Annotated in this window: 25 protein-coding genes; 9 read left to right on the forward strand and 16 right to left on the reverse strand. The window is 72.2% G+C overall.

Annotation, left to right across the window (positions count from 1 at the left end; genetic code table 11):
- Window positions 1-79: 79 nt before the first annotated feature.
- A complete protein-coding gene (locus ACFVW8_RS15385; RefSeq protein WP_389690015.1) occupies window positions 80-1,216 on the forward strand; it encodes a DnaJ C-terminal domain-containing protein in 1,137 nt (378 codons plus the stop codon).
- A 30-nt stretch (window positions 1,217-1,246) separates the two neighbouring features.
- On the opposite strand, the gene ACFVW8_RS15390 is transcribed toward ACFVW8_RS15385, so the two are convergent.
- The 6 genes from ACFVW8_RS15390 to ACFVW8_RS15415 form a co-directional block, all read right to left on the reverse strand.
- Entirely contained in the window at window positions 1,247-1,594 is a 348-nt protein-coding gene (locus tag ACFVW8_RS15390) for a DoxX family protein (protein WP_389690017.1), read from the reverse strand.
- A 180-nt stretch (window positions 1,595-1,774) separates the two neighbouring features.
- Complete coding sequence (locus ACFVW8_RS15395) at window positions 1,775-2,407, reverse strand: class I SAM-dependent methyltransferase (RefSeq protein ID WP_389690019.1); 633 nt, start codon at window positions 2,405-2,407, stop codon at window positions 1,775-1,777.
- A 43-nt stretch (window positions 2,408-2,450) separates the two neighbouring features.
- On the reverse strand, window positions 2,451-3,236 hold the full coding sequence (locus ACFVW8_RS15400) for an SAM-dependent methyltransferase (protein ID WP_389690082.1): 786 nt from the start codon (window positions 3,234-3,236) through the stop codon (window positions 2,451-2,453).
- A gap of 128 nt (window positions 3,237-3,364) precedes the next feature.
- On the reverse strand, window positions 3,365-4,378 hold the full coding sequence (locus tag ACFVW8_RS15405) for an NAD(P)/FAD-dependent oxidoreductase (protein ID WP_389690021.1): 1,014 nt from the start codon (window positions 4,376-4,378) through the stop codon (window positions 3,365-3,367).
- On the reverse strand, window positions 4,375-4,902 hold the full coding sequence (locus ACFVW8_RS15410; protein ID WP_389690023.1) for an isoprenylcysteine carboxyl methyltransferase family protein: 528 nt from the start codon (window positions 4,900-4,902) through the stop codon (window positions 4,375-4,377). Before ACFVW8_RS15410 ends, ACFVW8_RS15405 begins: the two co-directional genes overlap by 4 nt.
- A 12-nt stretch (window positions 4,903-4,914) precedes the next feature.
- Entirely contained in the window at window positions 4,915-5,970 is a 1,056-nt protein-coding gene (locus ACFVW8_RS15415) for a type III polyketide synthase (protein WP_389690025.1), read from the reverse strand.
- A gap of 118 nt (window positions 5,971-6,088) precedes the next feature.
- On the opposite strand from ACFVW8_RS15415, the gene ACFVW8_RS15420 reads away from it, so the two are divergent.
- Window positions 6,089-6,958: a UbiA family prenyltransferase gene (locus ACFVW8_RS15420; protein WP_389690027.1), complete on the forward strand. Its 870-nt coding sequence runs from the start codon at window positions 6,089-6,091 to the stop codon at window positions 6,956-6,958.
- Between the two features lie 27 nt (window positions 6,959-6,985).
- Here the strand turns inward: ACFVW8_RS15420 and ACFVW8_RS15425 are convergent, their stop codons facing one another.
- From ACFVW8_RS15425 to ACFVW8_RS15435, 3 genes are all read right to left on the reverse strand, one after another.
- Complete coding sequence (locus ACFVW8_RS15425) at window positions 6,986-7,513, reverse strand: HAD domain-containing protein (RefSeq protein WP_389690029.1); 528 nt, start codon at window positions 7,511-7,513, stop codon at window positions 6,986-6,988.
- Window positions 7,514-7,575: 62 nt separating this feature from the next.
- Window positions 7,576-8,571: a CehA/McbA family metallohydrolase gene (locus ACFVW8_RS15430; protein WP_389690031.1), complete on the reverse strand. Its 996-nt coding sequence runs from the start codon at window positions 8,569-8,571 to the stop codon at window positions 7,576-7,578.
- Between the two features lie 39 nt (window positions 8,572-8,610).
- Entirely contained in the window at window positions 8,611-9,345 is a 735-nt protein-coding gene (locus ACFVW8_RS15435) for an SDR family NAD(P)-dependent oxidoreductase (RefSeq protein WP_389690033.1), read from the reverse strand.
- A 227-nt stretch (window positions 9,346-9,572) separates the two neighbouring features.
- On the opposite strand from ACFVW8_RS15435, the gene ACFVW8_RS15440 reads away from it, so the two are divergent.
- On the forward strand, window positions 9,573-10,406 hold the full coding sequence (locus tag ACFVW8_RS15440; RefSeq protein WP_389690035.1) for an SDR family oxidoreductase: 834 nt from the start codon (window positions 9,573-9,575) through the stop codon (window positions 10,404-10,406).
- Between the two features lie 89 nt (window positions 10,407-10,495).
- Here the strand turns inward: ACFVW8_RS15440 and ACFVW8_RS15445 are convergent, their stop codons facing one another.
- A complete protein-coding gene (locus ACFVW8_RS15445) occupies window positions 10,496-10,678 on the reverse strand; it encodes a DUF6381 family protein (protein WP_389690037.1) in 183 nt (60 codons plus the stop codon).
- 196 nt (window positions 10,679-10,874) lie between these two features.
- Here ACFVW8_RS15445 and ACFVW8_RS15450 point away from each other — a divergent pair, with 196 nt between their 5' ends.
- The gene (locus ACFVW8_RS15450) at window positions 10,875-11,591 is read left to right on the forward strand and encodes a ribonuclease H (RefSeq protein ID WP_389690039.1); all 717 of its coding nucleotides are present in this window, start codon (window positions 10,875-10,877) and stop codon (window positions 11,589-11,591) included.
- 162 nt (window positions 11,592-11,753) lie between these two features.
- Window positions 11,754-12,488, forward strand: a complete 735-nt coding sequence (locus ACFVW8_RS15455; protein ID WP_389690041.1) for a CDP-alcohol phosphatidyltransferase family protein — start codon at window positions 11,754-11,756, stop codon at window positions 12,486-12,488.
- Here ACFVW8_RS15455 and ACFVW8_RS15460 read toward each other — a convergent pair.
- Entirely contained in the window at window positions 12,457-12,903 is a 447-nt protein-coding gene (locus ACFVW8_RS15460) for an adenylyltransferase/cytidyltransferase family protein (protein ID WP_389690043.1), read from the reverse strand. The genes ACFVW8_RS15455 and ACFVW8_RS15460 overlap by 32 nt on opposite strands.
- Window positions 12,904-13,116: 213 nt before the next feature.
- On the opposite strand from ACFVW8_RS15460, the gene ACFVW8_RS15465 reads away from it, so the two are divergent.
- Genes ACFVW8_RS15465 through ACFVW8_RS15475 form a run of 3 tightly spaced genes read left to right on the forward strand, consistent with a single transcriptional unit; the run spans window position 13,117 to window position 17,401 of the window.
- Complete coding sequence (locus ACFVW8_RS15465) at window positions 13,117-14,379, forward strand: glycosyltransferase (protein ID WP_389690045.1); 1,263 nt, start codon at window positions 13,117-13,119, stop codon at window positions 14,377-14,379.
- Window positions 14,376-16,160: a lipopolysaccharide biosynthesis protein gene (locus ACFVW8_RS15470; protein WP_389690047.1), complete on the forward strand. Its 1,785-nt coding sequence runs from the start codon at window positions 14,376-14,378 to the stop codon at window positions 16,158-16,160. The genes ACFVW8_RS15465 and ACFVW8_RS15470 overlap by 4 nt, the downstream gene beginning before the upstream one ends.
- The gene (locus ACFVW8_RS15475; RefSeq protein WP_389690049.1) at window positions 16,157-17,401 is read left to right on the forward strand and encodes a hypothetical protein; all 1,245 of its coding nucleotides are present in this window, start codon (window positions 16,157-16,159) and stop codon (window positions 17,399-17,401) included. The genes ACFVW8_RS15470 and ACFVW8_RS15475 overlap by 4 nt, the downstream gene beginning before the upstream one ends.
- Here ACFVW8_RS15475 and ACFVW8_RS15480 read toward each other — a convergent pair.
- Window positions 17,370-18,884, reverse strand: coding sequence for a hypothetical protein (locus ACFVW8_RS15480; protein WP_389690050.1), 1,515 nt, complete (start codon window positions 18,882-18,884; stop codon window positions 17,370-17,372). The genes ACFVW8_RS15475 and ACFVW8_RS15480 overlap by 32 nt on opposite strands.
- A gap of 103 nt (window positions 18,885-18,987) precedes the next feature.
- Between ACFVW8_RS15480 and ACFVW8_RS15485 the strand changes: the two genes are divergently transcribed.
- Entirely contained in the window at window positions 18,988-20,148 is a 1,161-nt protein-coding gene (locus tag ACFVW8_RS15485) for a glycosyltransferase (protein WP_389690052.1), read from the forward strand.
- A 1-nt stretch (window position 20,149) separates the two neighbouring features.
- Here ACFVW8_RS15485 and ACFVW8_RS15490 read toward each other — a convergent pair whose 3' ends face one another.
- The 4 genes from ACFVW8_RS15490 to ACFVW8_RS15505 are packed head-to-tail and all read right to left on the reverse strand — an operon-like array spanning window position 20,150 to window position 24,238.
- Window positions 20,150-20,977: a glycosyltransferase family 2 protein gene (locus ACFVW8_RS15490; protein ID WP_389690054.1), complete on the reverse strand. Its 828-nt coding sequence runs from the start codon at window positions 20,975-20,977 to the stop codon at window positions 20,150-20,152.
- A complete protein-coding gene (locus ACFVW8_RS15495) occupies window positions 20,974-21,672 on the reverse strand; it encodes a hypothetical protein (protein ID WP_389690056.1) in 699 nt (232 codons plus the stop codon). The genes ACFVW8_RS15490 and ACFVW8_RS15495 overlap by 4 nt, the downstream gene beginning before the upstream one ends.
- Window positions 21,669-23,924, reverse strand: coding sequence for a LamG-like jellyroll fold domain-containing protein (locus ACFVW8_RS15500; protein ID WP_389690058.1), 2,256 nt, complete (start codon window positions 23,922-23,924; stop codon window positions 21,669-21,671). The genes ACFVW8_RS15495 and ACFVW8_RS15500 overlap by 4 nt, the downstream gene beginning before the upstream one ends.
- Window positions 23,924-24,238: a hypothetical protein gene (locus tag ACFVW8_RS15505; protein ID WP_389690060.1), complete on the reverse strand. Its 315-nt coding sequence runs from the start codon at window positions 24,236-24,238 to the stop codon at window positions 23,924-23,926. Before ACFVW8_RS15505 ends, ACFVW8_RS15500 begins: the two co-directional genes overlap by 1 nt.
- Window positions 24,239-24,328: the final 90 nt, after the last annotated feature.

Here is a 24,328-nt window from a genome sequence, read left to right on the forward strand (position 1 = left end):
GGCGGCAGGGCGTCCGCTCGGACACGACGGGACTCGGGGCGAGTGGATGCAGAGGCGTACGCGACGGGTGGGAGCGGCCGTGAGCAGCAACAGGACGTACTGGGGCCGGCTCGGGGCGTTCGTCGCCGGAGTGCTGATCACCGGTGCCGGATTCACCACGTTCCTCGATCCCGTGGAAAAGTGCGGCAGCACGGATGTGGTCGCCGGGGACACCTGCGTCACCAAATCCGTGTCCGGGGGCCATGTATCCACCTCCTCCCGGACGTTCGACCAGCATGCGATCGACGTCTCGGCGCGGAACCATCGCATCCTGGGCGGGGCGGGCATGGTCATCGGCCCGGCACTCGTCCTCGGGGCCTGCTGGTTCACCTTCCGCGGCATCCGGTCCGGACGGCCGGTCCGAGCCCGGCTCTCGCTGACCCCGTCTCACGTACACGGCGGTGGCACGAAGACCGTCGAATTCAGGGGCTGGGACCGATGCAGTCACTGCGGGGGAGCCGGTGTGCGAGCAGGCGGCAGTCATTGGCGCTGCCTGTGGTGCAACGGCAGCGGTCTCGGGGGGAGGATCCAGCGGTCCGCCACCGTCCGTATTCCCGTGGGAGTGAAGGACGGGAGCACCCTGCGGGTCCCCGGCAGGGGGACGCCCGGCAGGCGGGGCGAACCGGCCGGAGATCTCCTGCTGACCGTACGGATCTCGGGGGCCGGGCCGGCGACGGGGGCCACCCCGCCGGGGCCGGGCGGGAGCGCTTCACCCCCTCGGCAGCGGACGAGCGCCGCGTCGCCCGGGCCGGGGGCGAGCGGTGTGCGGCGCACGAGCCAACACGGGCCGGGCGCCTCCCGGGGTGCGGGCACCGGCGCCGTCAGTATCTGCGCCGACGGCATAAGGATCACCGTGGACCAGGAGTCCGTCGCCGTCCGCGAGGAACGAAGGTCTCCCACCGGGCGGGCCTCCTGGGTGACCACACACGAACTGCGCTGGCCGGACGTCGCCCTGCTCGTGTTCGACAGCGACCGGCACGATCCGGTCGTCGCGCTGTACGCGATTCCCGCTGACGCGGCCCGTGCCGGATTCGGGAGGCAACATCTGGTCGACGCACGGAAGTTCTCGGTCGCCGACTGGGAGACACTGGCCGACGGGATCGAGCGTCACAGCCACGGAAGGATCGCCCTCGACACTGCTCCCCGTCAGAGCCCGGGCGGCCTGCGCGATTCCTGACCCGTGGCCGGCCCCGGTACGGTCCGGCGCTCAGGCGGCGAACCCCAGCACCATGGCGCCGACCACCGGCGCCGCGTACACCAGCGGGAACGGGATGTGCGCATGGCACCGTGCCCGGATCACCGTGACCACCGCGCCGGCGAAATACAGCACCAGACCGGCCCCGGCCGCCAGGCCGATGACCGGCACGAACAGGCCGGCCAGCAGACCCGCCGCCCCGGCTGCCTTGGCCGCGCCGAGCCACGTCCACCAGGAGCGGGGCACACGGTATTCGGTGAGGGCCTGGACGACCCACTGGGCACGGAAGAGCAGGGCGCCGGCCGAGTAGCCGGCCATGACGGCGGCCACGAGAGTGACGACGACGTAGGCGATGGACATCGTGAGGACTCCTCATCAGGCGGTTGCCGGTGCGGTCCCGCCCCGGCACTGCACTGACACGCCCCCACGCGTGAACGTGACACGTGCGGAGAGGAAAGTTTTCGCCCTGCCCGCCGAGCCGCCCGGGCACGCCCCCCGTCACGAGGCGCCGGGGACGCGAGGTGCAGGAGACCGGTGCGGTCAGATGCGCCGGGCGAGCAGGAACAGGTGCGGTTCGGGCGCCGCAGCCGGATGCGCCGGAGTGAACACGCTGCTCCGCTCCGACAGGATCGCGAATCCGGCCCCGGCCACCACCTCGGTGAACTCGGCGGGTCCGAAGCTGGTCACCTGCACCGGCCGCCCCATGAACTCACCGTTGACACCCTCCAGGTCCAACGGCACCGTCGCGACGGCCAGATGACCGCCCGGCCGAAGCGCACGCCCGAGCAGACGCAGTACCTCCGACTGGTCTGCGCGCGACATCTGCAGGAGGGAGAAGTACACACAGGCGGCGTCGAAAGCCGCTTCGTCCAAGGGAAGTTCCCGGATATCGGCACAGCGGAACACGGCCCGGGGTACCTGCCGGGACGCGATGTCCACCATGACCGGGGAGACGTCGACACCCAGCACTTCATGGCCGGCGTCCGTCAGGACCTGCGCGGTCGGCCGCCCCGTACCGCTGCCGACGTCCAGCACCCGGCTGCGCGGAGCGAGGTGCTCCAGCAGCAGCTCCAGTGAGGCGTGGTGGGCGGCCGATCCGGCGAACGCCCGCTCGTAGTCGACGCCGAGCGCATCGAACACCGAAGCAGCGGTGGGCTGTTGGTCCGGGGTCATCGGGATCCACTCCTTCTCGGGCTGTTGTCCCGGGTCCTCCGGGCTACGGGACGCGGGCCACGGCCACGTACAGGCCGCTGTGTTCGGTCTGCGGGGCGGGCGTGGAGCGGAACCACTCGGGGGCGGTCACCAGGCCCGGCCGGACGACATCCAGTCCGTCGAGGAATCCGGCGAACTCGGCGCGTGTGCGCAGCGCCAGCCGGATGCCGCCCTTGTCGTACTCGTCGGCGCCCTGCCTGCCCCGCTCCGGATTCACGTCCGAGGCCCCCTGGGACAGCACCACATAGCTCCCGGGTGCAAGGGCGCCCGTCAGGGTGCGGACGATGCCCCGCGGGTCCATGTCGTCGGGCAGGAAGTGCAGCAGGCCGAGCATCGAGAGGGCGACCGGTCGCTCGAAGTCCAGCACCTTCCTGGCCGCCCGGACGATGACGTCCGGTTCGCGGACATCCGCCGGGACGTAGTCGGTCGCGCCTTCCGGGCTGCTGACCAGCAGCGCCTCCGCATGGCGCAGGACGATCGGGTCGTTGTCGCAGTAGACCACCCGCGAGGCGGGATTGATCTCCTGGGCGATCTGGTGGAGGTTCGGCGCGGTCGGAATGCCGGTGCCGATGTCCAGGAACTGATCGATGCCCTCGGCGGCCAGCCAGGCCGTCGCACGGTTCATGAACGCACGGTTCTGTACGGCGCCGATCTTCGCCTCGACCGGCAGCTGTTGTGCCACTGCCTGGTCCACGGGGTAGTTGTCCTTGCCCCCGAGGAGCGCGTCGTACACCCGCGCCGACTGGGGCCTGCCGGTGTCTATCGGGGGCTGGGACGTCCCTGTCGTCATGGCGAGCTCCGATGCAGATGAGGTGAACCGCTCCTGCGCGGCAGTCTGCCACAGCAACGTCTCAATGATCACGGCGTGTTGGACGGCATCCCCACGGTCTCCGGGGCTCCGCCCCGGCCCGCCGGTGACTACTGCAACGCACGCACCGCGGCGCCGAAGACGGCCGGGGCGCGGTGCGCAGCGGGGACGATCAGACGTGCCGTTCCGGGACGCCGGGCGACCGCCAACAGCCCCTCGGTGAGCAGGCGATGGCGTCGGGTCAGCCGTCGCCATCGGCCCGGGTAGTCCTGCGGCCGGCCGGAGGCCAGGGAGTCCACCGCCGCCGCGGCCGTCGCCAGGGCCAGCGCCACCCCCTCGCCGGTCAGCGCGTCCACATAGCCCGCGGCGTCACCGATCAGCAGGACCCGCCCTGCCCGCCGGTCCAGCGCCCTTCGGCGCAGCGGCCCGGCGCCGCGCACCGGGCCCGCTTCCCGGCCGAGAAGCGCACCGGCCAGCCGGGGAAAGGCCGTCAAGTGACTCTCGTAAGAGCGGCGTTCCCGGCTCAGCACGGCCACGCCCACCAGGCCGTCCGCGAGCGGTGTCACATACGCCTCGCCGTGCCGGGACCAGTGGACCTCCACGAACTCCGTCCACGGGTCGATCCGGTAGTGGCGGCGCTGCCCGTACCGGCGCACCGCCGTGCCCGGACCGTCCAGCCCGAGCTCTCGCCGGACCGGCGAGTGCAGCCCGTCCGCCGCGATCATCCAGCGGGCCGTCAGTCCGCCCGCGTCGACCCGGTCGTGGCCCTGCCGGACGCCCGTCACCTTGCCCGGCACGATCCGGACACCGAGCGCCACCGCCCGGCCGTGCAGCGCGGTGTGCAGATCGGTCCGCCGCACGCCGAGCCCCGTACGCCCCCGGAACGCCGCCTCGGCGCTGCGGGTGCCGTCCACGTAGCGGATGCCGCGCAGCCGGTGCCCGGACACCTCGACGCCCAGTGCGCGCAGCGCGGCCACCCCGCTGGGCATGATGCCTTCGCCGCAGGCCTTGTCGATGGGCGAGGCGCGGGGTTCGACGACGACCGTGTCCAGGCCCAGCCGGGCCGCCCGGATCGCCGCCGCCAGACCGGCCGGACCGCCGCCCGCCACCAGCAGGTCGATCACGCCGGCACGTCCGCCGTCGACGCGGCGCTCAGGGCCGCTTCCTCGCACCGGACGCGTACGGTCATCAGCGCCGCGTTGAGAACGGTGAAGAGCATCGCCGTCACCCACGCGCCGTGCACGAGCGGCAGGGCCAGTCCCTCGGCGGCGACGGCGACGTAATTGGGATGGCGCAGCAGCCGGTAAGGTCCGCCGGTCACCAGCGGAAGGCCCGGAACGACGATGACGCGGGTGTTCCACCGGTGGCCGAGTGTGCGGATGCACCACCAGCGCAGCGCCTGTGCGGCCGCCACCACCGCCACCATCACCCAGCCGAACAGCGGCACGAACGGACGCTCGGCAAGCCCGGCCTCGACGAGACAGCCCACCAGCAGCGCCGTGTGCAGGGTGACCATCGCCGGGTAGTGGGCGCGGCCGGTCTCGACGCCGCCCCGGGCCAGCGCCCAGCGGGTGTTGCGGAGCGCGACGACGAGTTCGGCGAGCCGTTCGCCCGCCACGGCCAGCACCAGAGCCGTGTACCAGATCATGTGTCCTCCGACCTACCAGCGCAGCAGCACCAGTTCGCAGCAGAATCCGGGCCCCATGGCCAGCAGCAGTCCGGGCGAACCCGGCTCCGGCCGCCGCTGTTCCAGCGTGTCCCGCAGCACATGGAGCACCGAGGAGGAGGACAGGTTCCCCACCTCGGCCAGCGAACGCCAGGTGACGTCGAGGGCGCCGTCGGGGAGCGAGAGGACCTCGGAGACGGCCTCCAGGACCTTGGGGCCGCCGGGGTGGCACACCCAGTGCGCCACATCCTTCGGCTTGAGCCCGTGCTCCGCCAGGAAGTCATTCACGTCGTCGGCGAGATACCGGCGCACCACGTCGGGCACGGCCGGGTCGAGGAGCACCTTGAAGCCGGAGCTGCGGATGTCCCAGCCCATCACGTGGCCGGTGTCCGGATACATCCGGCTGCGGGTCGCCACCACCTCGGGCCCCGCTCCGGCAGCCCGGCCCTCGCCCAGCGCCACCACGGCTGCCGCCCCGTCCCCGAACAACGCGGTCGCCACCAGATTCGCCGTCGACGCGTCATGCCGCTGGAACGTCAGGGAACAGAGCTCCACCGAGAGGAGTACCGCCACGTCGTCGGGGCGTCCGAGCAGACAGTCGTGCAGCCGCGCCAGCCCGGCCGCCCCGGCGACACAGCCCAGTCCGAAGATCGGCAGCCGTTTCACATCGGGGCGCAGACCGAGCCGTCCCACCAGCCGGGCATCGACCGAGGGAGCGGCCACCCCTGTGACGGACGTGAACATCAGGAGGTCGACATCGGTGGGCCGCAGCCCCGCGGTCCGCAGCGCTCCGCGCAGCGCCTCGGCGCCCAGGTCCACCGCCGCGCCGATGAACACGTCGTTGGCGGCCCCGAATCCGTCCAGCTCCGCGTAGCGCTCCAGCGGCAGCACCATGTTCCGGGTGCGCACCCGGGCGTTCTCGTGCAGCCGGTCCAGCACCCGCCGGTCGGCCCCCGGAGGCAGACAGGTACGGGCCACCATGTCGGTGACCTCGCGCTGGGCGTAGCGGTGCGGAGCCGGGGTGCCGTGAACGGCGGCGATCCGGGTCATCCCGGGTCCTGCTTCGGAGGCGTCATGGCCCAACCCTGCCCCACGCGGCGGACAAAACGCTGCAAACCACCCGGGTGGCTGTCATGTCGGTCCGGCACGGAGTACTTATGATCATCGGATGGGTACCCCCGAGCCGCCGCGCGTGTACGCCGCGACCGGGTGGCCGCCGCGCCGCACGGTGGCACTCGCCCGCTCCTGCCACCCGGGTCCGGTCGTCGCGGTGAGCACACTGGCCGGAGCGCTCGGCGCCGGCGCCGGCCTCGACAGGATCCGCTGCACCCTCCTCGTCGCCGCCGTGCTCAGCGGTCAGCTCTCGGTGGGCTGGTGCAACGACGCCTTCGACGCCCGCCGGGACGCCGCGGCCGGGCGCCGCGGCAAACCGGTGTCCGACGGTTCCGTGAGCGGCACGACGGTGTGGACGGCCGCGTTCGCCGCCGCGCTGCTGTGCGTTCCGCTCTCCCTGGCCTGCGGCCTTCTCGCCGGTGCCGTGCATCTGGCCGCGGTGGCGTCGGCCTGGGCGTACGACCTGAGACTGAAGGCGACGGTGCTGTCCTGGCTCCCGTACGTGACCGGGTTCGGCTCCCTGCCCGCCGTGGCCGCGCTGACCCTGCCCGGCAGTCCGGGCCCGGCCTGGTGGGCCGTGACGGCCGGTGCGCTGCTGGGCCTGGCCGCCCATCTGGGCGACGTGCTCCCCGACATCGAGGACGACCTGCGGCACGGAGTGCGCGGACTGCCCCAACGGCTGGGCGTCACCGTCACCGGACTGCTGCTGCCGGTGCCCCTCGTGGGGGCCTCTGCGGTGCTGGCCCTCGGGCCGGCCGGACCGCCCGGCGCGTGGGGCGCGGTGACCCTCGCGGTGGCGGCGCCGACAGCACTGGCCGGGCTCGTGCTCGGCCGGTACTGGCGCAAGGCGGCTCTCGCCGCGGCCGTGGTCGTGGCGGCGGCCGACGTGGCACTGCTGCTGGTACGCGGCGCGGCCCCGCTGTGACCCGGGCAGCGGCCGGGCCCTCGGTCCTCACACCGTCCGCAGCCAGGCGCCGATCAGCCGGAAGTCGGAGTCGGTGAGGCCGCGCCCGGGATCGACGCGGTGGAGCAGCGACCGCCCGCCGTGGTGCCCGGACACCCATCTCCGGTCAGCTTCCCCGATCTCGTCGTCGACCCAGACGAAGGGGCGCCCGGCGGCCCGGGCGACCAGCGTCCGGGTCTTCCAGTGCAGCCCCGCCCGCGCGTCCCGGTCCTCCTCGGCCGAGGGCTCCGGCCACAGCACCACGCGGAGCTCCGGCAGCCCGAGCCGCGGTGCGACGACCTCGTTGGCCTCGTGCGTCCACGTCGTCGCCCAGACGAGCTCGCATCCGAGCGCGGCCAGCCTCGGTCCGAGGGCCGGGTCGATCCTGGCGAGCAGCGGGTTCGCCCCCGCCCCGGGCGGAAACGGACCCGCCGGGTACGTCGGGTGGCGGCCGCCTGGGCCGGTCGCCGGGCCGAACGGGATGAGCGGGCCGTCGACATCGAGAAAGAGCAGCGGAAGCCCGCCGGAACCGGTCACCGCAGCACGGTACAGCCGGACGGAGGACAAGCGCGTGCCGTCCGGGCGGCAGTGGTGCCGGATCAGACCAGGACGACCGGATTGCTGAGCGCCGCCATGGCGCCTCCGGGACGACGGACCTCGACCCGGACGAACGCCGAGTCATCCGAGCCGAGGGAGCACTCGACCACGCCCGCTCCCGAGCCGGGAAGGGCCTCGTGATGCACCCTTCCCCGTTCGGTGTGGAAGCCGACCGTGCCCGACGGCACGCCGCGTACCTCCGCCCTCGCCACGGCCCGGCCGCCGCCCGCCTCCAGGCGCTCGCCGATCCCGGCGCTCCGGCCACCGGCGGAGACCGTGAATGACAGCTCCACCGCGGCGGATTCGGCCAGCCAGCTCCGGCCGGCACGGATCCCGTCGAGGACCGCCCCGGCATTCAGCCCGTCGGCCGGCACCACGGAGTGCGGGGTGCCGATCTGGTCCTCGAGGTGTGCGTCGCTGTTCCCGAGCGCGGGCAGCCACCGGCCCCCGTGGATGCCGGCGGCCAGGCCGCGCCCCCATTCGGCCAGGGCCGCCTCGTTGTCCGCCTGCCAGGGCACGTCCGATCTCCACGGTCCGTTCCACACCTCGACCGCGTCGAATCCCCGGAAGGGGTACATGAAGGTGCCCGAGGGGTACGGCGCGTGCGGGTGGGCCGCGACGCAGAGCCCGCCCAGCCGGTGGACCGCGTCCAGCTGCCGGTCGATCACGTCGTCCCGTACGCCGTAGTGCCGGTCGAGGGGTGTCTCTCCCGGAGGGATACCCAGGGCGAGCCAGTGCCCTGTCAGCGTGGTGACCTCCAGGCCCAGGATCACCAGCAGTCCGTCGTCGGCCTGCCGGCTCCAGACACCGTGCGTGGCCGTGGTGTTGTGCTCGGTGGCCGCGAGGAAGTCGAGTCCCGCAGCACGTGCGTCCGCGGCGAGCCGCTCCGGTGTCAGCTCGCCGCCGTTCGAGACCGCCGAGTGCACATGGCAGTCGCCCCGGTACCAGTTACGCCCCCGGTCGGCCGCCGGTGGTGACGAGGCCTGCGGCCGCGACATCCGTTCCCCCTCCGGTTCGTCCGCTTCGCGGAGCTGTCGTCAGCGTCCGCCCGCCACACGCAGAATCGCCCCCGTGGCGTACGAGGCGTCGTCCGAGAGCAGCCAGGCGACGGCTCCCGCGATCTCCTCGGGCTGCCCCGGCCGGCCGAGCGGGATGCCGGCGGCGAGCTTGTCGGGGCGCTCGGGGTCCTCGTGGAATTCGGTGCGGATGACGCCCGGCGACACCGCGTTGACCCGGATGCCGGCCGCCGCGACCTCCTTGGACAGACCGATGGTCATCGTGTCCACGGCGGCCTTGGCGGCGGCGTAGTGGACGTACTCGCCGGGGCTGCCGAGGGTGGCGGCGGCCGAGGACATGTTCACGATGGCCCCGCCACCGGTCCGGCTCATGTCGCGCACGGCCTGTCGCGCGCACAGCAGATACCCCACGACATTGACGTCCAGGGCGCGCCGGAGACCATCGGCGTCCGCGTCCGCGAGCGGTCCCGTCGGGCCGCCCACCCCCGCGTTGTTGACGAGCCCGGTGACCGGTCCGAGCTCGGCGGCCGCGGTCTCGAAGAGCCGGTCGACACCGCTCTCGTCGGTCGTGTCCAGCCGCACCGTGACGCAGCGCCGTCCCGCCCCCCGTACGGTTTCGGCCACGGCCTCGGCGGCTGCGGCGTCGGAGCGGTAGCCCAGTGCGATGTCGTGACCGTCGTTCGCCAGTCGTACGCAGACGGCCGCGCCGATCCCGCGACTGCCGCCGGTGACCACGGTGACCGGATGACGGCTCATGAACGCTCCTGACATGGGTGACTCGTCTGCGAGGACCCGACGCCCCGCGGGAGGGACCATCGTAGGACCCATGATCGAACTCCAGGCGGGCAGGCCCGGGAGGGGGAGTGGCCCGCCCGGCGGTGGCCGGAACCGGGTGCGTCCTGCCCCGGCCGGGGAATGCCCTGCGGGCCCCGTCACTTGAGGGTGTTGCACGCGTGACCGACGCATTTCACAGGGGAGCGACCATGACGATTCTTGTGACCGGTGTCCGTGGCCAGGTGGGCAGCGCAGTACTGCGCGCCCTTATCGACGCGGGACAGGAGGTACGGGCCGCCAGCCGGCGGCCGGGGGACGCGGCGCCGGTGGAGGGCGCCCGGACCGTACGGTTCGACCAGTCCGACCCGCAGACACTGCCGGACGCACTCGCGGGAGTGCACAAGGTCTTCCTCTACGCGGAGCCCGAGGGCATCGAGGAGTTCACCGCGGCGGCGCGGAAGGCCGGCGTCGAGCATGTGGTGCTGCTGTCCTCGCTCTCCGCCGATTCCGGACACGACGACAGCCCGATCGCCCGCGCACATCTGACGGTGGAGCGGGCACTGGACGCGTCGGGCATCGACCGGACCTTCGTCAGGCCCGGCGGATTCTCCTCCAACGCCCTCCAGTGGGCCGGCCCGATCCGGGCCGCGCGGCGGCTGAGGCTGGCGTATCCGCAGGCGCACAGCGAGCCCATTCACGAACGGGACATGGCTGAGGTCTCCGTACGGGCCCTCCTGGACGACGCGCACCGCGGCGCGACCTTTTCGATCACGGGCCCCGAATCGCTCTCCCAGCAGCGGCAGGTGGAGCTCATCTCCGACGCACTCGGCGAGCCCGTGGAGGTGGAACGGATCAGCGCGCAGGAGTACCGGGCGGAACTGCTGAACCACCTTCCCGCGCCGATCGCCGACACGGTGATCTCCTACCAGGCCGGGCAGGACGGTACGCCGCAGCCGACCCGTGACGACGTGCGAGTGGTGCTGGGCCGCCCGGCCACCGGCTTCGCGCAGTGGGCCGCGGACCACGCGGCGGACTTCCGCTGACCGCGGCGGGCAGAACGCACTGAGCGACCGGTGGACGCCACCCACTCATGGAAGAGTGGCGGTCCACCGGTCGCCCGGGTGGTGCGTGGCTACAGGGGGAGGTCGCTGCTGCCCCGGCCGGCCTGCTGCTCGCTCTGCTCGTGCAGCTTCCGGGCCTTTTCCTGGAGCCGGCGGCGCTGCTCCGGGTCGTTGGTGCGCTCAGCGGCCTCGGTCATGTGCCGGGCCTTCTCACGCATCTGCTGGGCTCGGCCGGTTTCTCCTGCAACGCTCATCGTCGCTCCTTGGACGGTAGGGAAGAGCGGGCTCCCTCAGAGAACCAGCGCTCCGGGACCGACGCACTCCGAACCGTTACGTACCGTGAAGCTGCCAGGTGGGGCGGGTGCCGGGAACGGGCTGTTGCGGGGGTGCGGGCGCCGGTTCCCGCACCGCCGGGATTCCGGACCTCCCGGCGCTGGCATGATCGGGGGTATGAACGAGCGCATGATCGCCGCGTGTGACGGGGCATCGAAGGGGAATCCGGGGCCTGCGGCCTGGGCATATGTGGTGGCCGACGCGGCCGGCAGGCCGTTCCGGTGGGAGGCCGGGCCGCTGGGCACCGCCACCAACAACGTGGCCGAGCTCACCGCGCTGCAGGAGCTGCTGGAGTCCGTCGACCCCGGTGTGCCGCTCGAGGTGCGGATGGACTCGCAGTACGCGATGAACGCGGTGACGAAGTGGCTGCGGGGCTGGAAGCGCAACGGCTGGAAGACCTCGGCCGGCAAGCCCGTCGCCAACCGCGAGCTGGTGGTCCGCATCGACGCCCTGCTGACCGGCCGGTCCGTGGACTTCGTCTACGTGCCCGCCCACCAGGTGGACGGCGACCCGCTGAACGCGCTCGCCGACCAGGCCGCCAGCGAGGTGGCCGTGGCGCAGCGAGCGGCAGGCACCTCGCAGGGTTCCGCGGACCTGCCGGTGCCCGCGGCCTCCCGCGCCACCGAAGGGCGGCGGACCGGGAGCACGGCCAAGAGCACGGGCAGCGCGGCGAAGAGCCCGGCGAAGAGCGGCGGCACGGCCCGCTCCGGTGCCACCATCCGCGCCAGGTACGCCGGCCGGTGCCACTGCGGCAAGCCGTACGCGGCGAAGGACACCATCGCCAAGAACGACCAGGGCTGGGGCCACCCGGAGTGCCGCACCGCCTCCGCCTGACCGCCGCACCCCCACCGTTCACCGGCCCGCCCGGCGGACGGTGACCGGCCGGGCCGGGGCGATCCGGCCCGCGCGGCGGGTCCCGCGTGCCATGATGCGGCTCCGGCGGAGAGGTCCACGCGCCGCCGGAGCTGTGCGGAACGGCTACACGCTGGGGGGCGTATGGAAAGCACGGGTACAGTGCTGCGTGAACTGCGCGGGGCGCAGAAGTCGGCCAAGGGGGTCTCGCTCTACTCGCGGTACGTGAACCGGCGGGCCGGCCGGATCTTCGCGGCCGCCGCGTACCGGCTGGGCATGACACCCAACCAAGTCACCTCGCTCAGTGCGGTGTTCACCTTCGCCGCGCTCGCGTCCGTGGCCCTGGCCAGGCCCACCTGGTCACTGGCCGTCCTGGTCTACCTGGGGCTGGCCGTGGGCTTCGCCCTCGACTCGGCCGACGGGCAGCTCGCCCGGCTCACCGGCAGGGGAGGTCCCGACGGCGAATGGCTCGACCACGTCGTCGACTGCGCCAAGATGATTCTCGTCCACACGGTCGTCCTGATCGCATTCCACCGCTTCTTCGCCCTGCCGGCCGACGGCTGGCTGCTCCTGCCGCTCGGTTTCCTCTTCGTGGCCGTGCTGACCTTCTGCGCCGGGCTGCTGCGGGAGCAGCTCGGCAAGGCAGCCGCCCGATCCGGTCCGGGCGGTGACGCCGGAGCCCGGCCGCCGGTCTCCCGGCTGCGGGCCGTGGCGCTGCTCCCGGCCGACTACGGGGTGTTCTGCCTGGTGTTCCTGCTGCTGGGCGACGAGACGGCGTTCCGTATTGGCTATGCCGTGCTCGCCGCCGTGCACGCGCTGTTCCTGGTGGCGTTCCTGGTCAAGTGGTTCAGGGAGCTGAAAGCGCTCCGGGCAGGCTGACCAGCGAGTCCAGCGCGCGGCGCAGCTGGGTGCTGGACGTGTGCACGGTGTACGGGAAGTAGACGACCTCCACGCCGACCTCGGCGAAGTCGCGTTCGAGCCGTCTGCCCTTGTCCGTGTCCCGCCAGTCGTCCCCCTTGAAGATGACGTCGAACCTGACCTGCTGCCAGGTCTCCACCTTGTCCGGGACGGTCTCGACGAAGGCGGCGTCCACATACCGCACGCTCCGTACGATCTCCAGCCGTTCCGGCAGCGGGATGACCGGTCTGTGCCCCTTGGCGAGCGCGGCCATCTCGTCCGAGACGACCCCCGCGACCAGGTAGTCGCACTGACTGCGGGCATGCCGAAGGATGTTGAGGTGACCTACGTGGAACAGGTCGTAGACCCCCGGCGCGTAGCCGACCCTGTGCACCATCCGTTCTCTCCCCCCACGGTGAACGCGATGTCCGTGTCCCGCCGGTAGGTTTCCGGACATGGCATCCGGTCCGGTGGGATATCGGTATCGGTGTTGATCGTGCAACGACCTTACTGTGAAGACCACTTGCGCATCTCGTGAACGGATAAGCTCACTTTTGGGGCTGTTCCTTGGGGGGAACACAGATGGCTCCGGGGGGAAGGTCGTCGTCCGATGCCAGACGCAGATCCGCACCGGCGGTTCCGGCACCGCCGCCTGCTGGTGGTCTCGACGAACTACGCGCCGGAGCTCACCGGAATCGGCCCGTACGCCGCACAACTCGCCGAGCACTGGGCCGCGTCCGGGGCCGAGACCCATGTGCTCACCGGCATGCCGCACTACCCGTCCTGGCGGACCGAGGCGGAGTACCGGGGGGTGTGGCGGGCCGCGGAGGAACGCTCGGGCGTGACCGTCCACCGGCGAAGACACTATGTGCCGCCCCGTCAGAGTGCCCTGCGCAGAGCGGCGTTCGAGGCTTCGGTCCTCGCGCACGGTCTGGTCTCACCGCCGAAGGTGCGGGTGGACGCGGTGATCTCCCAGATGCCGAGCCTCGCCGGCGGTGTCCTGGGTGCCCGGCTCGCCCGCCGCCACCGCGTCCCGTACATACCCGTCGTGCAGGACCTGATGGGCGCCGCCGCCGCGCAGAGCGGCATCCGGGGCGGCGGCCGAGCGGCTGCGGCGGCGTCCGCGGCGGAGCGGTACGCGCTGCGCGCCGCCTCACTCGTCGGCGTCATCCACGAGAGCTTCGTCCCCCGCGTCACGGCCTACGGCGTCGACCCCGGCCGCATCCGGCTGGTCCCCAACTGGACCCATGTACAGGCACCTTCGGCCGACCGGGCCACCACCCGGGCACGTCTGGGCTGGCGCGAGGGAACCCCCGTCGTCCTGCACTCCGGCAACATGGGGCTGAAACAGGGCCTGGAGGTCCTCGTCGACGCGGCCAGGCTCGCCCCCGAGATCCGCGTCGTGCTGATGGGCGACGGCAACCAGCGAGAGGCCCTGCTGGCCCGCGCGGCCGGGCTGTCCAACCTCGACTTCCTGCCGGCGGCGGACGCCGAGGAGTTCACCGACGTGCTGGCCGCCGCCGACGTCCTCGCCGTGACACAGCGCGCGTCCGTACTCGACATGAGCGTGCCCTCCAAACTCACCTCGTACTTCGTCTCGGGCCGCCCCGTCGTCGCTTCGGTGGCGGACGAGGGGGGTACCGCCCAGGAGGTGCAGCGCTCCGGCGCCGGACTCCTCGTCGCCCCCGAGGACCCGGCTGCCGTGCTCGCGGCGGTCCGCAAGCTCGTCGAGCAGCCGGCCGCCGCCGGCGAACTGGGCGCACACGGACCCCGGTACGTGGCACGCCATCTCGGCCGGGAAGCCGGTCTCGCCCGCTTCGACGCACTGCTCACCGAGGTACTTCAGGACGACCGAGGGGGACCACGCCGATGACGCATCCGATCCGCACCCCGGAGGATCAGGACGAACCCGCGCTCCTGCGGGACCAGTTCCGGCAGCTCCTCCGCTACCGCGTCCTGCTCGTGTGCGGCGTGGTCGTCGGACTGCTGGGCGGCGGCTGGCTCGCGCTCGGCGGCGAGGACACCTACACCGCGACCGGCGAGGTGGCCGTGCGCTCGGCGGCCTCGGACCCCTTCGCCGCGGGTGCATCGGCGGACAAGGGCATCAACATCGGCTCCGAACGCCAGACCGCCGTCAGCGACGCGGTGGGCACCGTCGCCGTCGGCTCACTGGTCAAGCACGGCGACCGGGTGGAAGTCGGGAAGCTGCTGTCCGGCCTCCAGGTCACCAACCCGCCCAACACCCTGGTGCTCAGATTCGCCTACACCGCCCGCACTCCCGAACAGGCCAGGTCGCGCGCCCAGGCGCTCGCCGAGGCCTATCTGGAGATCCGCCGCGAGCGCACCGAGAACAGCATCGACAACATGGTCGACGGATACCGCGCCCAGCTGAAGCCGCTCACCGAACAGCGCGACCGGCTCGCCGAGCAGGAGACCGGCACCGTCGGCAACGACGTCACCAGCGCTCGCGCCAACATCATTGTCTCCATCTCCGAACTCAGCCAGAAAATATCGGAGTTGCGCGCCCTCGACACCACGCCCGGCTATCTGAACAAGAAGCCGGTGGCGCCGGAGCACCCCGCAGGCGCCGGACTGCCTCTGCTCCTCGGACTCGGTGGCGTCGTCGGACTCGCGCTCGGCCTGCTGCTCTCCTGGGTACGGCTCGTCTTCGACCCGGCCGTCCGCTCCACCAGGGAACTCGTCCGCTCGCTCGGCGCCCCGCTGCTCGGCACCCTGCCCAGGGAACGTGCCGCGACGGGTGCGCTGCTCGCCATCGGACGCAGCGGAAGCCGGCTGGCCGAGGAGTACCGGGCGGTGGCGTTCCGGCTCGCGTACGACCCGTCGTTCGCCGAGCGCCGCCGGCTCCTGGTCACGGCACCCCGCGGGGACAACGACATGGCCGCCGCAGCGGCGGCCAACCTGGCCGCCGCCTTCGCCGAGATGGGCCGTGACGTCCTGCTCGTCGAAGCCGATCTGCGCACCCCGTCACTGGCCAGGGACCTCGGAGCGGCCGCACAGGTCGCCCGGCCCCGCTGGGCCGCGGATCGGGACGGGCGGGGCTGGCCGTCGGACAGCCCGACCAACGTGGACGTGCCGGGGTCGGGGGCCTTCACCCTGATCGCGGGCCGCCGGATGGACAATGTGTCCCGAGCGCTGACCTCCGCGCCCGTCGGGGTGATTCTCGCCGAGGGCGGCCGGCCCGGCGCCGTCGTCATCGTGCTGGCCCCGCCCGTCCTCTCGTACGCCGACGCCGTCGCACTCATCGACCGGGTGGAGGGCGTCGTGGTCGTCTGCGACCCGCGCGAGGTGCACCGCAGCGACCTGGAGCGGATCCGCGAGATCATCGGCGCCGCGGGCGGGGCCGTGCTCGGCACCCTGCTCCACCCCGGCCGGGGCAGGCTGGAGCGCAGGGCGCGCAGAAAGGCCGCCAGACGCCGGGCCCGCAACCGGCAGACACCGGGACGGGAGCGCGAAGGCCAGGACCGCCGACAGCCCGACAGGACCGACAGGACCGACAGGACCGACGGCGGCGCCCGCCCGGGCGACCCCGCCGAGACGCTCGGCCTGCGCACCCTCGACGAGGGTCCCGGCACCTGGCACAGCGGCAACAGGCCGGGCGGCGGAGACCACAGCAGACCCGCGGGACGCAGATGAAGGCACGCACCGCGATCGTCTGCTCGGTCGCGGACCAGGGCGTGGCGGCGCTCACCAACATCCTGGTCCTGGTGGCGGCGGCCAGACTCTCCACCGTCGCCGACTTCGCCCGGTTCTCCGGCGTCTACCTCGTCTTCACCGTGCTGCTCGGCGTGTTCGGCGCCTACACCGGACAGCCGCTGGTGCTGCACCGTGGCGTGAACGACGGGACACGCGGCGCCTGCCGGTCGGCTGCGGCCTTCACGCTGCTCGTCTCGGCCGTCCTCGGCGGCCTGCTCGCCGCCGTCTGCGCGGTGGTTCCGGGAGACACCGCACGCGCCCTGATGATGCTCGGGCTCGTCCTGCCCGTCGTCCTCGGCCAGGACACGGCCCGCTACGCCTTCGCCACGCTCCAGGCGCAGCACCTGGCCCTGGCCGCCGACGCACTCCGGCTGGTCTGCGTGCTCGGCGCGCTGGCCGTGCAGCCGCACGCCACATCGGCGGCCCGGCTCGTCACCGTCTGGGGGCTCTCCGCACTGCCCGCGCTCCTGCTCGCCGTCACCCTGCTGCACCACAGGACGGCCGGCACCCCGGTGCGGCTGGGCCCCCTGCTCCGGCGCGGGCACCTCGGGCGGCGGTTCGTCGTCGAGTTCGGGGTGGGCAACGCGACCAGCCAGCTCTCCGTGCTCGCGCTCGGTGTGGCCGGCAACCCCCTCGTCGTCGGCGCGCTGCGTGGCGCGACCACTCTCTTCGGCCCGCTGAACGTGCTCTTCACCTCGGCCACCGGCTTCGGCCCACCGCTGCTCGGACGGCTCGCCACCGACCGGCTCAGGGTGCGGGCCACCGCCGCCCTGGCTGCCGTCCTGGCCCTGACCGCCGCGGGCTGGGCCACCGTCCTTGCCCTGCTGCCCGGACCGGCGGGCCGCCACCTGCTCGGCGACACCTGGCCCACGGCGGCGGCGCTGCTCCCCGCGACCGGCAGCCAGTATGCGGCGATGGCCGTCGGCACCTGCGGACTGCTGGCGCTGCGGCTGCTCGACCCGCGCACCACGCTCTCCATCCAGGTGGTCTTCTCGCTCACCGCCGTGGCCTTCCTGACCGGCGGATATGTGCTCGGCGGCGTGCCGGGCGCGGCCTGGGGCCTGTGCCTGGGCTCCGTCTGCAAGGCGATCGCCACCTGGACCCGGGTGGTGCGGCTGACCCGTCACGGCGCGGCGGGAGCGTCCCCGGTCAGCGCGACCGCTGTCCGTTCCGGTCCCTGAAACTCGTGACCAGGGCCAGACACAGCGCAGCGATGGCCGGCTTCCCGGCCGCCTGGAGCAGCGGGCCGCGGAGCAGGATGAAGGTGTATCCGGCGATCAGCGGGGCGGCGACGGCGAGAACACTGCCGGGCCCCGGGCCGTCCCGCGAGACCGCCCGCGCGTACCGGCGGTCGGTGCGCGCTGCCCCGTACCCGAGCAGGGCGAAGCCGCCGATCATGCCCGGGGCGCCGAAGTCGACCCAGAGCTCGGTCCACATCGGCGCCGAGAGGTTGGTCATGTTCATCCCCATCCACTGGCCGACGCGCACCCCGGTGTCCTCCGGCTTCCCGCTCCACGCCGCCCTGGGCACGAAGAAGAAGGCGGACCCCGCCAGTTGGCGGCCGTAGGTGTGGCCCCGGGTGTCCACCCAGGAGACGGCGTTGGCGAACATGACCGTCTGGTCGTAGTCCTTGGTGGCCAGCGGCTCGAAGACCGAGGACGACTGGACCGGCCGGGACCCGTTGTCGTCGTAGCGGAACCGGTCGGCGTACGGGAACAGCACCAGGGCCCCGACCACCCCCGTCGCCAGCACCGAGCGGTACATCGCCGCGCTGCTCGGGAACGCGGTGAACAGCAGCGAGACCAGCACGGTCAGGAACCAGTAACGGGCATTGGATATCGGGTTGTTCACGACGAGGTTCACGACCACCAGCGCGAACCAGACCAGGACCGTGGACGGCGCACGCCGGGCCAGGCGCGAGGTCACCAGCCGCCGGGTGAAGAAGAGCAATGCGAGCAGCGCCGGCACCGTGCCGAACCCCTTGAGGAAGGCGGAACCCACATTGGACCCGCCGGACGCGACCCCGCTGTCCGCGACCGAGGCGCTGATCTCCTGCCTGCTGGAGAAGAAGACAGCCGGGCCGCCGAGCTTCAGCACGTAGTACCCGCTGGCCGCGAACGCCAGCAGCACCAGCAGCCGCAGCCGGACCGGGTGCGCGGTGGCGGAGCCGCCGTACCCGCGCGACGCGGCACGCACGCGCAGCGGACGCCGGGACGCCAGCAGGGCCCCGAGGTCGAACGCCGCGCACCCCACCAGCACCAGCGCGATGGCGGTCACCAGGTCGGAGCGCGGCCCGACCATCGGTGTCGGGGTCTGCCCGATGACGGCCTGGGCGAACGGGGCCACCCCCATCGCGATGTACACGAACATCCAGAAGACGCCCTGCAGCAGCCGTCGCCGGGTGGAGAGGATCATCGTCGCCAGCCGCGCCCCCGAGTAGCACGTCAGCACCAGCTGCAGCCAGTACGCGGTGTCCCGGAGGCCGGTCCCGGGCTGCGCGGCGATCAGCGCAGGCAGGAAGCAGACCAGTCCGAGGATGAGCGGCACGGCCATGGCCCGCGACAGCATCGCCCAGGACATGGGCCTGGCGGGCGGCTCGACCGGGCTGCGCGGACCGCTCTCCCGGACTGGAGCGGGCGGGGTCACCCCGTGCACGGACGTCATCTGTTCCCCGTTCCGCGAGCGTATGAACACTCTAACGAATCAACCCACTTGAGGTGATGCGATGACTACTCTGTGAACAGCTGCCGAGGTCGAGGGGAACCTGGTGAAGATCCTGCACATCGTCACACTGCACACCCCGGACCACGCCTTCGGCGGGCCGACCCGGGTCGCCCTGAACCTCTCGAAGGTCCAGCGCGCCGAAGGGGACGACGCCCGGGTCATGGCACTGGGCGACGGCTTCGACGGCCCGCTGCCGCAGCAGGTGGAGGGGGTACCCGTGCATCTCTTCCGGGCCCGCCATCTGCTGCCGGTGTTCGAGGTCAGCGGCATCACCTCGGGGGCGCTGCTGCTGGCCGCGCGCCGGATGATGCGCGGCGCCGATGTCGTCCATGTGCACCTGATGCGCGATCTGGTGACGCTGCCCGCCGCCCTGCTGGCCCTGGCATCGGGCACCCCGCTCGTCGTCCAGACGCACGGCATGGTGGATCCGACCGAGAAGCGGGTGGCGCAGCTGACCGATCTGCTGGGCGTACGGAAGGTGCTGCGTGGCGCGGACGCCGTGCTGCACCTCACCGAGAGCGAGCGCGTCGATGTGAACGCCGTCGCGGCCCCGGTGGCGCTCACCCGGACGGTGCGCCTGGTCAACGGCGTACGGCCGCAGGAGCGCAAGGCCGAACGGGACCCGGCGCGGCCCCCGACGGTGCTCTTCCTCGCCCGGATCCAGGAGCGCAAGCGCCCCGAGGACTTCGTCGCCGCGATGCCCGCCGTCCTGGCCGAGCACCCGGACGCCCGGTTCGTCCTGGCAGGCCCGGACACCGGGGCACTCGCGGGCACGCTCCGGCTGGCCCGCACTCTCGGCGTGCTGGACTCCCTCGACCATGTCGGACCGCTCGGCCACGAAGAGGTGCTGGCAGCCGGCCGGCAGGCCGATGTGTACGTCCTGCCGTCGATCGAGGAACCGCTCGGCGTCTCGGTTCTCGAAGCGATGTCCGTCGGCACCCCTGTGGTCATCACCCGCACCTGCGGCCTCGGGCCCGACGTGGAGCGGGCCGGTGCGGGCCGGGTGATCGACAGCCGGGCCGGTGAGGACGCGGCCAATGCGCAGAAGGTCGCGCGGGCCGTCCTGGAACTGCTGGAGCCCAAGGCCAACGCCGAGGCGGGGCAGGCCGCCCGGGAGCTGGTCGGTGAGCACTTCACCATCGACGTCGTGACACGGACGCTCCGGCGGACCTACGACGACGTGGTCCGCCGGAAGCGCCACTGACTCAGGGAGCCGGTGCCTCCCGTGACTTGAGAGCGATCTGCCACCGGTAGAAGCTCATCGCCAGGGCGAAGTCGAAGCCCGCCCGCCCGTCCAGGAAGCCCCGCCGGTACACGTACATGTACGCGAACGACACCAGCGGCTTGAACGGCGCCTTGTGGAACAGCTGCCCCTGACGGGACTTGACCCTGCGCACCTGTTCCTTGACCTCGGGATGGTGCTCCAGCCAGGCCTCCCAGTCCGAGTACCGGTTGTGGCGCTCGAACCAGGCGGTCACCGGGTCCAGATCCTGGTGCTCGATCGGGTTGCGGAGTGATCCCGCGCTCTCCGCGACCGGCTGGTAGTGGCCCTCCACCTCGCCGATGCCGGGTGCGTCGAGATCCCCCACCTCCGGGTACCGGCTGCGGGTGCGGTCGGTCAGCGACCGCTTGCGGATGGTGTAGCCGTGCCGCAGCCGCTTCCCGGAGAACCAGTACCCCAGGGGGATGTCGTAGGCGGCGGGCCTCGCCGCCCCAGGGTCTGCGAAGATCTGCCGCAGCTCGGCCAGCAGACCCGGGCTCAGCCGCTCGTCGCCGTCGAGCAGCAGGATCCAGTCCAGGTCCGTGCGGACATGGTCCAGGCACCACTGCTTCTTCCGGGGGTGGCCGCCGTCCCAGGTGTACATGACGACCTCGGCCCCGCACTCCGCGGCGATCTTCGCCGTGTCGTCCGTGCTGTGCGAGTCGACCACCACGACCGCCTCGAAGTGGCCGAGTACCGACTTCACCGCCTCCGCGATATTGAGCCCCTCGTTCTTCGTGGGAATCGCCACGGCTATCGGCAGCTTGTTCATCCGTCGGCTCCTTCCGGCAGCCAGGCGTAGCAGCCTGTGGAGGTGAAGGCGCGGGCCGCCTCCGGGATCGTGATGCCGCTGCGCTTCCCGTCGCCGGACGAGCCCGACGCCAGGACCCTGCCGTTCGCCCCGGTGATCTCCCAGCCGCAGTTCTTCGTGGGTGTGACATCGCGGTAGTGGCCCGGCCGGAGCTGCGCGCCCTTGTGCGTGCCGTCGGCGTACGCCCGCGAGGCCCGCTCCACGAGCCCCTTGTGCTGGGGGCACAGGTGCGCGACGGCGGGCTTCGCGGCGGCGATCTCGCCCGTGGCCACGGCGCCGGTCGCGGTGTCCCGGTCGACCTTGACCAGATACGTCAGCCGGTCGCAGGTCTCCTGCCCGGTCTGGAGCACCGCGGCCGGGTCCATGCCTCTGGGCACCCGGTCGACCAGGTACTCCTTCTGCTTCTTGGTGAACGTGCCGGTGGCCGGGGTGAGTTCGTCGGTCGGTGTCTTCGGTGGCTCACTGGAGTGCGAGGCCCGCGGGCCGGCCGGCGCGGAGGCGCGCCCCTGTGCCGGAGCACCGGCCACCGGCCCCGCCGAGGCGGCGGGCTCCGCGCCCGCCGCCTTCTCGGTGCCGTTGTCGGACGACGAGCCGCAGGCGGCCAGCGCCGCCGTCGTGAGCACGACGACGGCGCCGGCCAGGAACGGAGATCTCATCCGCCCGTCCTCAACGCGTAGTGGGCACTGACCTGGGCAGCGGTCAGCGCGGTCGGGTACACGGCGGTCTCGTCGACCTGACCGGCGAAGAAGTTGCTCGTCGGCCGGTTCGGCCAGCTCGCCAGGTTGTCCCCGCCCACCCGCCAGTAGCCGGGATAACTCTCGTTCGTGGTGTACCGCGCATTCGAGGCGCGGAGCTGTCCGTCCACGTACAGGGCCATGCCGCCGGAACCCTGGGTGGCGACCACGTGGTGCCAGGCACCGTCGTTGTAGGCCCCGGATGTGCTGACGGTCTGACCGCCGCCGTTGTGGGTGCCGAAGGTGAGGCGCCCGTTGTTGAGCATGTACACATGCTTGTCGAACTTGCCGCTGACTTCCAGGGTGTTGGTGCCGAAGCCGATGATCTTCCCTCCCCGTGTCGTGGTCGTCTTGATCCAGGTCTCCACGGAGAACTTCGAGGTCTGGGTATGGCTGCGGTTGCTGTACGCGTACTGAGTGGTTCCGTTGAACCCGATGGCGGTCGAGGGCCCGGACACGGCCGCCGGGGTCTGCCGGTAGGAGGGTGCGCTGCGCAGGAAGCCGTTGTCCAGACCCGCGCTCGTGTCGGCGGCGAAGGTGGAGGTCCCCTCGTCGTAGCGCCAGTACAGGCTCGCTCCGTCGGACAGCACCCTGGCCGGGTAGCTCTCGGCCTTCGCCGTCACGGTCGCGCTGACGGCGGGCGACTTGGCGCTGGTGTTGGTGCCGTCGCTCGCGCTGATCCGGTACGTGTGGGTCTCGCCCGGTGCCACATCGGTGTCGGTCCACCGCAGCTGCGGACGGTCCCAGAACACCGAGTAGCCCGTCGTGGTGTGGACGGGGGTGCTCGCGCCGTCCTTGTAGATCCGGTACGTGAGCTCCCCGTCGTCCGTGTCGAAGCTCGTCTGCCAGTTCACGTCCACCTTGTCCGGGGCGACCGTGGAGACGCTGACGTTGGGCACCCAGGGCGCCCCGGTGTCCGGGCCGTCGGCGAAGCGGGTCAGCCCCTGCTGCGGTGAGCTGTTGACGGTGGTGAACTCGCCGCCCACCCACAGGTAGTGGTGCCCGCCCTTGTCGGTCTGTGCCATCGAGCGGGGCCCGACCGGCTCCCCGATCCCGTCGTTGGTGTCCGGGAACCACGGCAGCAGCTTCGGGTCGTCGACGGATTGCGCCAGCAGATGCTTGCGCGGCTGGTCGGGGAACTCACCCATGGACGCGCAGTCATGGGCGTGACTGCCGCTGTAGAGCACCCTCTTGTGCACCAGAATGGCCTGCGTGGCACCGAGGCAGGTGTCCCGCCACACCTGCTGGAAGCTGCCCAGGTCCAGGGCGATGCGGCCGTCGAAGACACCGCCCCCGGTGCCTTCGTTGGCGGTGTAGAACTGGGTGGCGTCCGCGGTGAGGTCCTGCACGGTCGAGGTGTTCGGGATGAAGCCCGGATAGCTCTTGTCCAGGGCGCCCGTCGTCGCGTTCACCACCGCGAGCGCGTGCGACGCGGTGCCGTTGACGGTGAAGAAGTCGCCGCCGATCAGCACGTGCTGCCCGTCGGGAGTGACCTCGACGGCCCGGCCCACCTCGTCCGTGTTGGCCGTCCACGGCTTCAGCGCCGCGCCCGTGGTGACAGCGGCGAACTTGTTCCGCGTCTGCCCCGCGACGCTGTTGAAGTCACCGCCGAGATAGACGGTGTCGTCGGTGACGGCGAGCGCCCGGACGGTGGCCGAGACGGCGACCTTGAAATTGGTGCGCGGGGTGCACGTCGCGGTGTCGACCGCCGCGATGTTGCTCACGCCGACCCCGTTGACCGCCCCGAACTGACCGCCGGCGTAGAGGGTCTTGCCGTCCGGCGAGAGGGTCAGGGCCCGCACGGTGGCGGTTCCCGAGGAGAGCGTGAACGACAGACTGCAGCCGGTCGGCGCACCGGTCGCGGCGTCGAACGCGGCGAAGTTCACCGCGGGCTGTTCGGACGTCCCGGCGGGCGCGTCCGGCGGCCGTACGGTGGAGAAGGTGCCGCCCGCGTAGACGACCCCGTCGTCCGTCGCGGCCATCGACCAGACGATGCCGTTGGTCTGCCAGGTGGAGAGGTCGTCGGCGGTGAGCGAGACCGGCGCGGTGAGTGCCGTGGCCGGGGAGCCCCCGGCAGCGGCGGCGCTCAGGGCCCCGGCGAGCAGGCAGAGAGCCGCGGCCACGGCATGCAGCCGGCCGCGCCCCCCGCGTCTGCGCCCCGTACTTTCGTTCATCATTCAGCTCCGAAGGTGAGAACGAGCTGCGGCCGCCAGGCCGCGGTTGCGACCTCGCTCGACCAGATGCGCAGACCGTCGGTCCCGCTGCTGGTGAGGGCGAGTGAGCAGGCGGAGCCCAGGGCCCCGCCCGGCGCCGGCGCGGAGAGGTGCACCGAGTGGCCGGTGGAGACCTCGGTGGCGCCGGAGATGGTCCCGAGCACCGTCATGGCGAGCGACGGCCGGGAGTCGTAGGTGACGGACGACTCGGTCCACGCGCCGGTGACCGGCACGAGCGTGTGGCTCGCGGCCGCCGGTGAACGTGCCGCCCGCATGGACGACCCCGTTCGCCCCGGCGAGCGACCGGACGATGCCGTTCGTCCGGTACGTGCCCGCCGCGGGTACGTCTGAGACGTCCCGGGGTA

The sequence above is a fragment of the Streptomyces sp. NPDC058221 genome (assembly GCF_042882365.1).
Taxonomy (GTDB): Bacteria; Actinomycetota; Actinomycetes; order Streptomycetales; family Streptomycetaceae; genus Streptomyces.

Coding starts and splice junctions, on each gene's coding strand:
- ACFVW8_RS15390 (WP_389690017.1), bottom strand. CDS start 1,594: ATGTCCATCGCCTACGTCGTCGTCACTCTCGTGGCCGCCGTCATGGCC.
- ACFVW8_RS15395 (WP_389690019.1), bottom strand. CDS start 2,407: ATGACCCCGGACCAACAGCCCACCGCTGCTTCGGTGTTCGATGCGCTC.
- ACFVW8_RS15400 (WP_389690082.1), bottom strand. CDS start 3,236: ATGACGACAGGGACGTCCCAGCCCCCGATAGACACCGGCAGGCCCCAG.
- ACFVW8_RS15410 (WP_389690023.1), bottom strand. CDS start 4,902: ATGATCTGGTACACGGCTCTGGTGCTGGCCGTGGCGGGCGAACGGCTC.
- ACFVW8_RS15415 (WP_389690025.1), bottom strand. CDS start 5,970: ATGACCCGGATCGCCGCCGTTCACGGCACCCCGGCTCCGCACCGCTAC.
- ACFVW8_RS15420 (WP_389690027.1), top strand. CDS start 6,089: ATGGGTACCCCCGAGCCGCCGCGCGTGTACGCCGCGACCGGGTGGCCG.
- ACFVW8_RS15430 (WP_389690031.1), bottom strand. CDS start 8,571: ATGTCGCGGCCGCAGGCCTCGTCACCACCGGCGGCCGACCGGGGGCGT.
- ACFVW8_RS15435 (WP_389690033.1), bottom strand. CDS start 9,345: ATGAGCCGTCATCCGGTCACCGTGGTCACCGGCGGCAGTCGCGGGATC.
- ACFVW8_RS15440 (WP_389690035.1), top strand. CDS start 9,573: ATGACGATTCTTGTGACCGGTGTCCGTGGCCAGGTGGGCAGCGCAGTA.
- ACFVW8_RS15445 (WP_389690037.1), bottom strand. CDS start 10,678: ATGAGCGTTGCAGGAGAAACCGGCCGAGCCCAGCAGATGCGTGAGAAG.
- ACFVW8_RS15450 (WP_389690039.1), top strand. CDS start 10,875: ATGAACGAGCGCATGATCGCCGCGTGTGACGGGGCATCGAAGGGGAAT.
- ACFVW8_RS15455 (WP_389690041.1), top strand. CDS start 11,754: ATGGAAAGCACGGGTACAGTGCTGCGTGAACTGCGCGGGGCGCAGAAG.
- ACFVW8_RS15460 (WP_389690043.1), bottom strand. CDS start 12,903: ATGGTGCACAGGGTCGGCTACGCGCCGGGGGTCTACGACCTGTTCCAC.
- ACFVW8_RS15465 (WP_389690045.1), top strand. CDS start 13,117: ATGCCAGACGCAGATCCGCACCGGCGGTTCCGGCACCGCCGCCTGCTG.
- ACFVW8_RS15470 (WP_389690047.1), top strand. CDS start 14,376: ATGACGCATCCGATCCGCACCCCGGAGGATCAGGACGAACCCGCGCTC.
- ACFVW8_RS15475 (WP_389690049.1), top strand. CDS start 16,157: ATGAAGGCACGCACCGCGATCGTCTGCTCGGTCGCGGACCAGGGCGTG.
- ACFVW8_RS15480 (WP_389690050.1), bottom strand. CDS start 18,884: ATGACGTCCGTGCACGGGGTGACCCCGCCCGCTCCAGTCCGGGAGAGC.
- ACFVW8_RS15490 (WP_389690054.1), bottom strand. CDS start 20,977: ATGAACAAGCTGCCGATAGCCGTGGCGATTCCCACGAAGAACGAGGGG.
- ACFVW8_RS15495 (WP_389690056.1), bottom strand. CDS start 21,672: ATGAGATCTCCGTTCCTGGCCGGCGCCGTCGTCGTGCTCACGACGGCG.
- ACFVW8_RS15500 (WP_389690058.1), bottom strand. CDS start 23,924: ATGAACGAAAGTACGGGGCGCAGACGCGGGGGGCGCGGCCGGCTGCAT.
- ACFVW8_RS15505 (WP_389690060.1), bottom strand. CDS start 24,238: ATGCGGGCGGCACGTTCACCGGCGGCCGCGAGCCACACGCTCGTGCCG.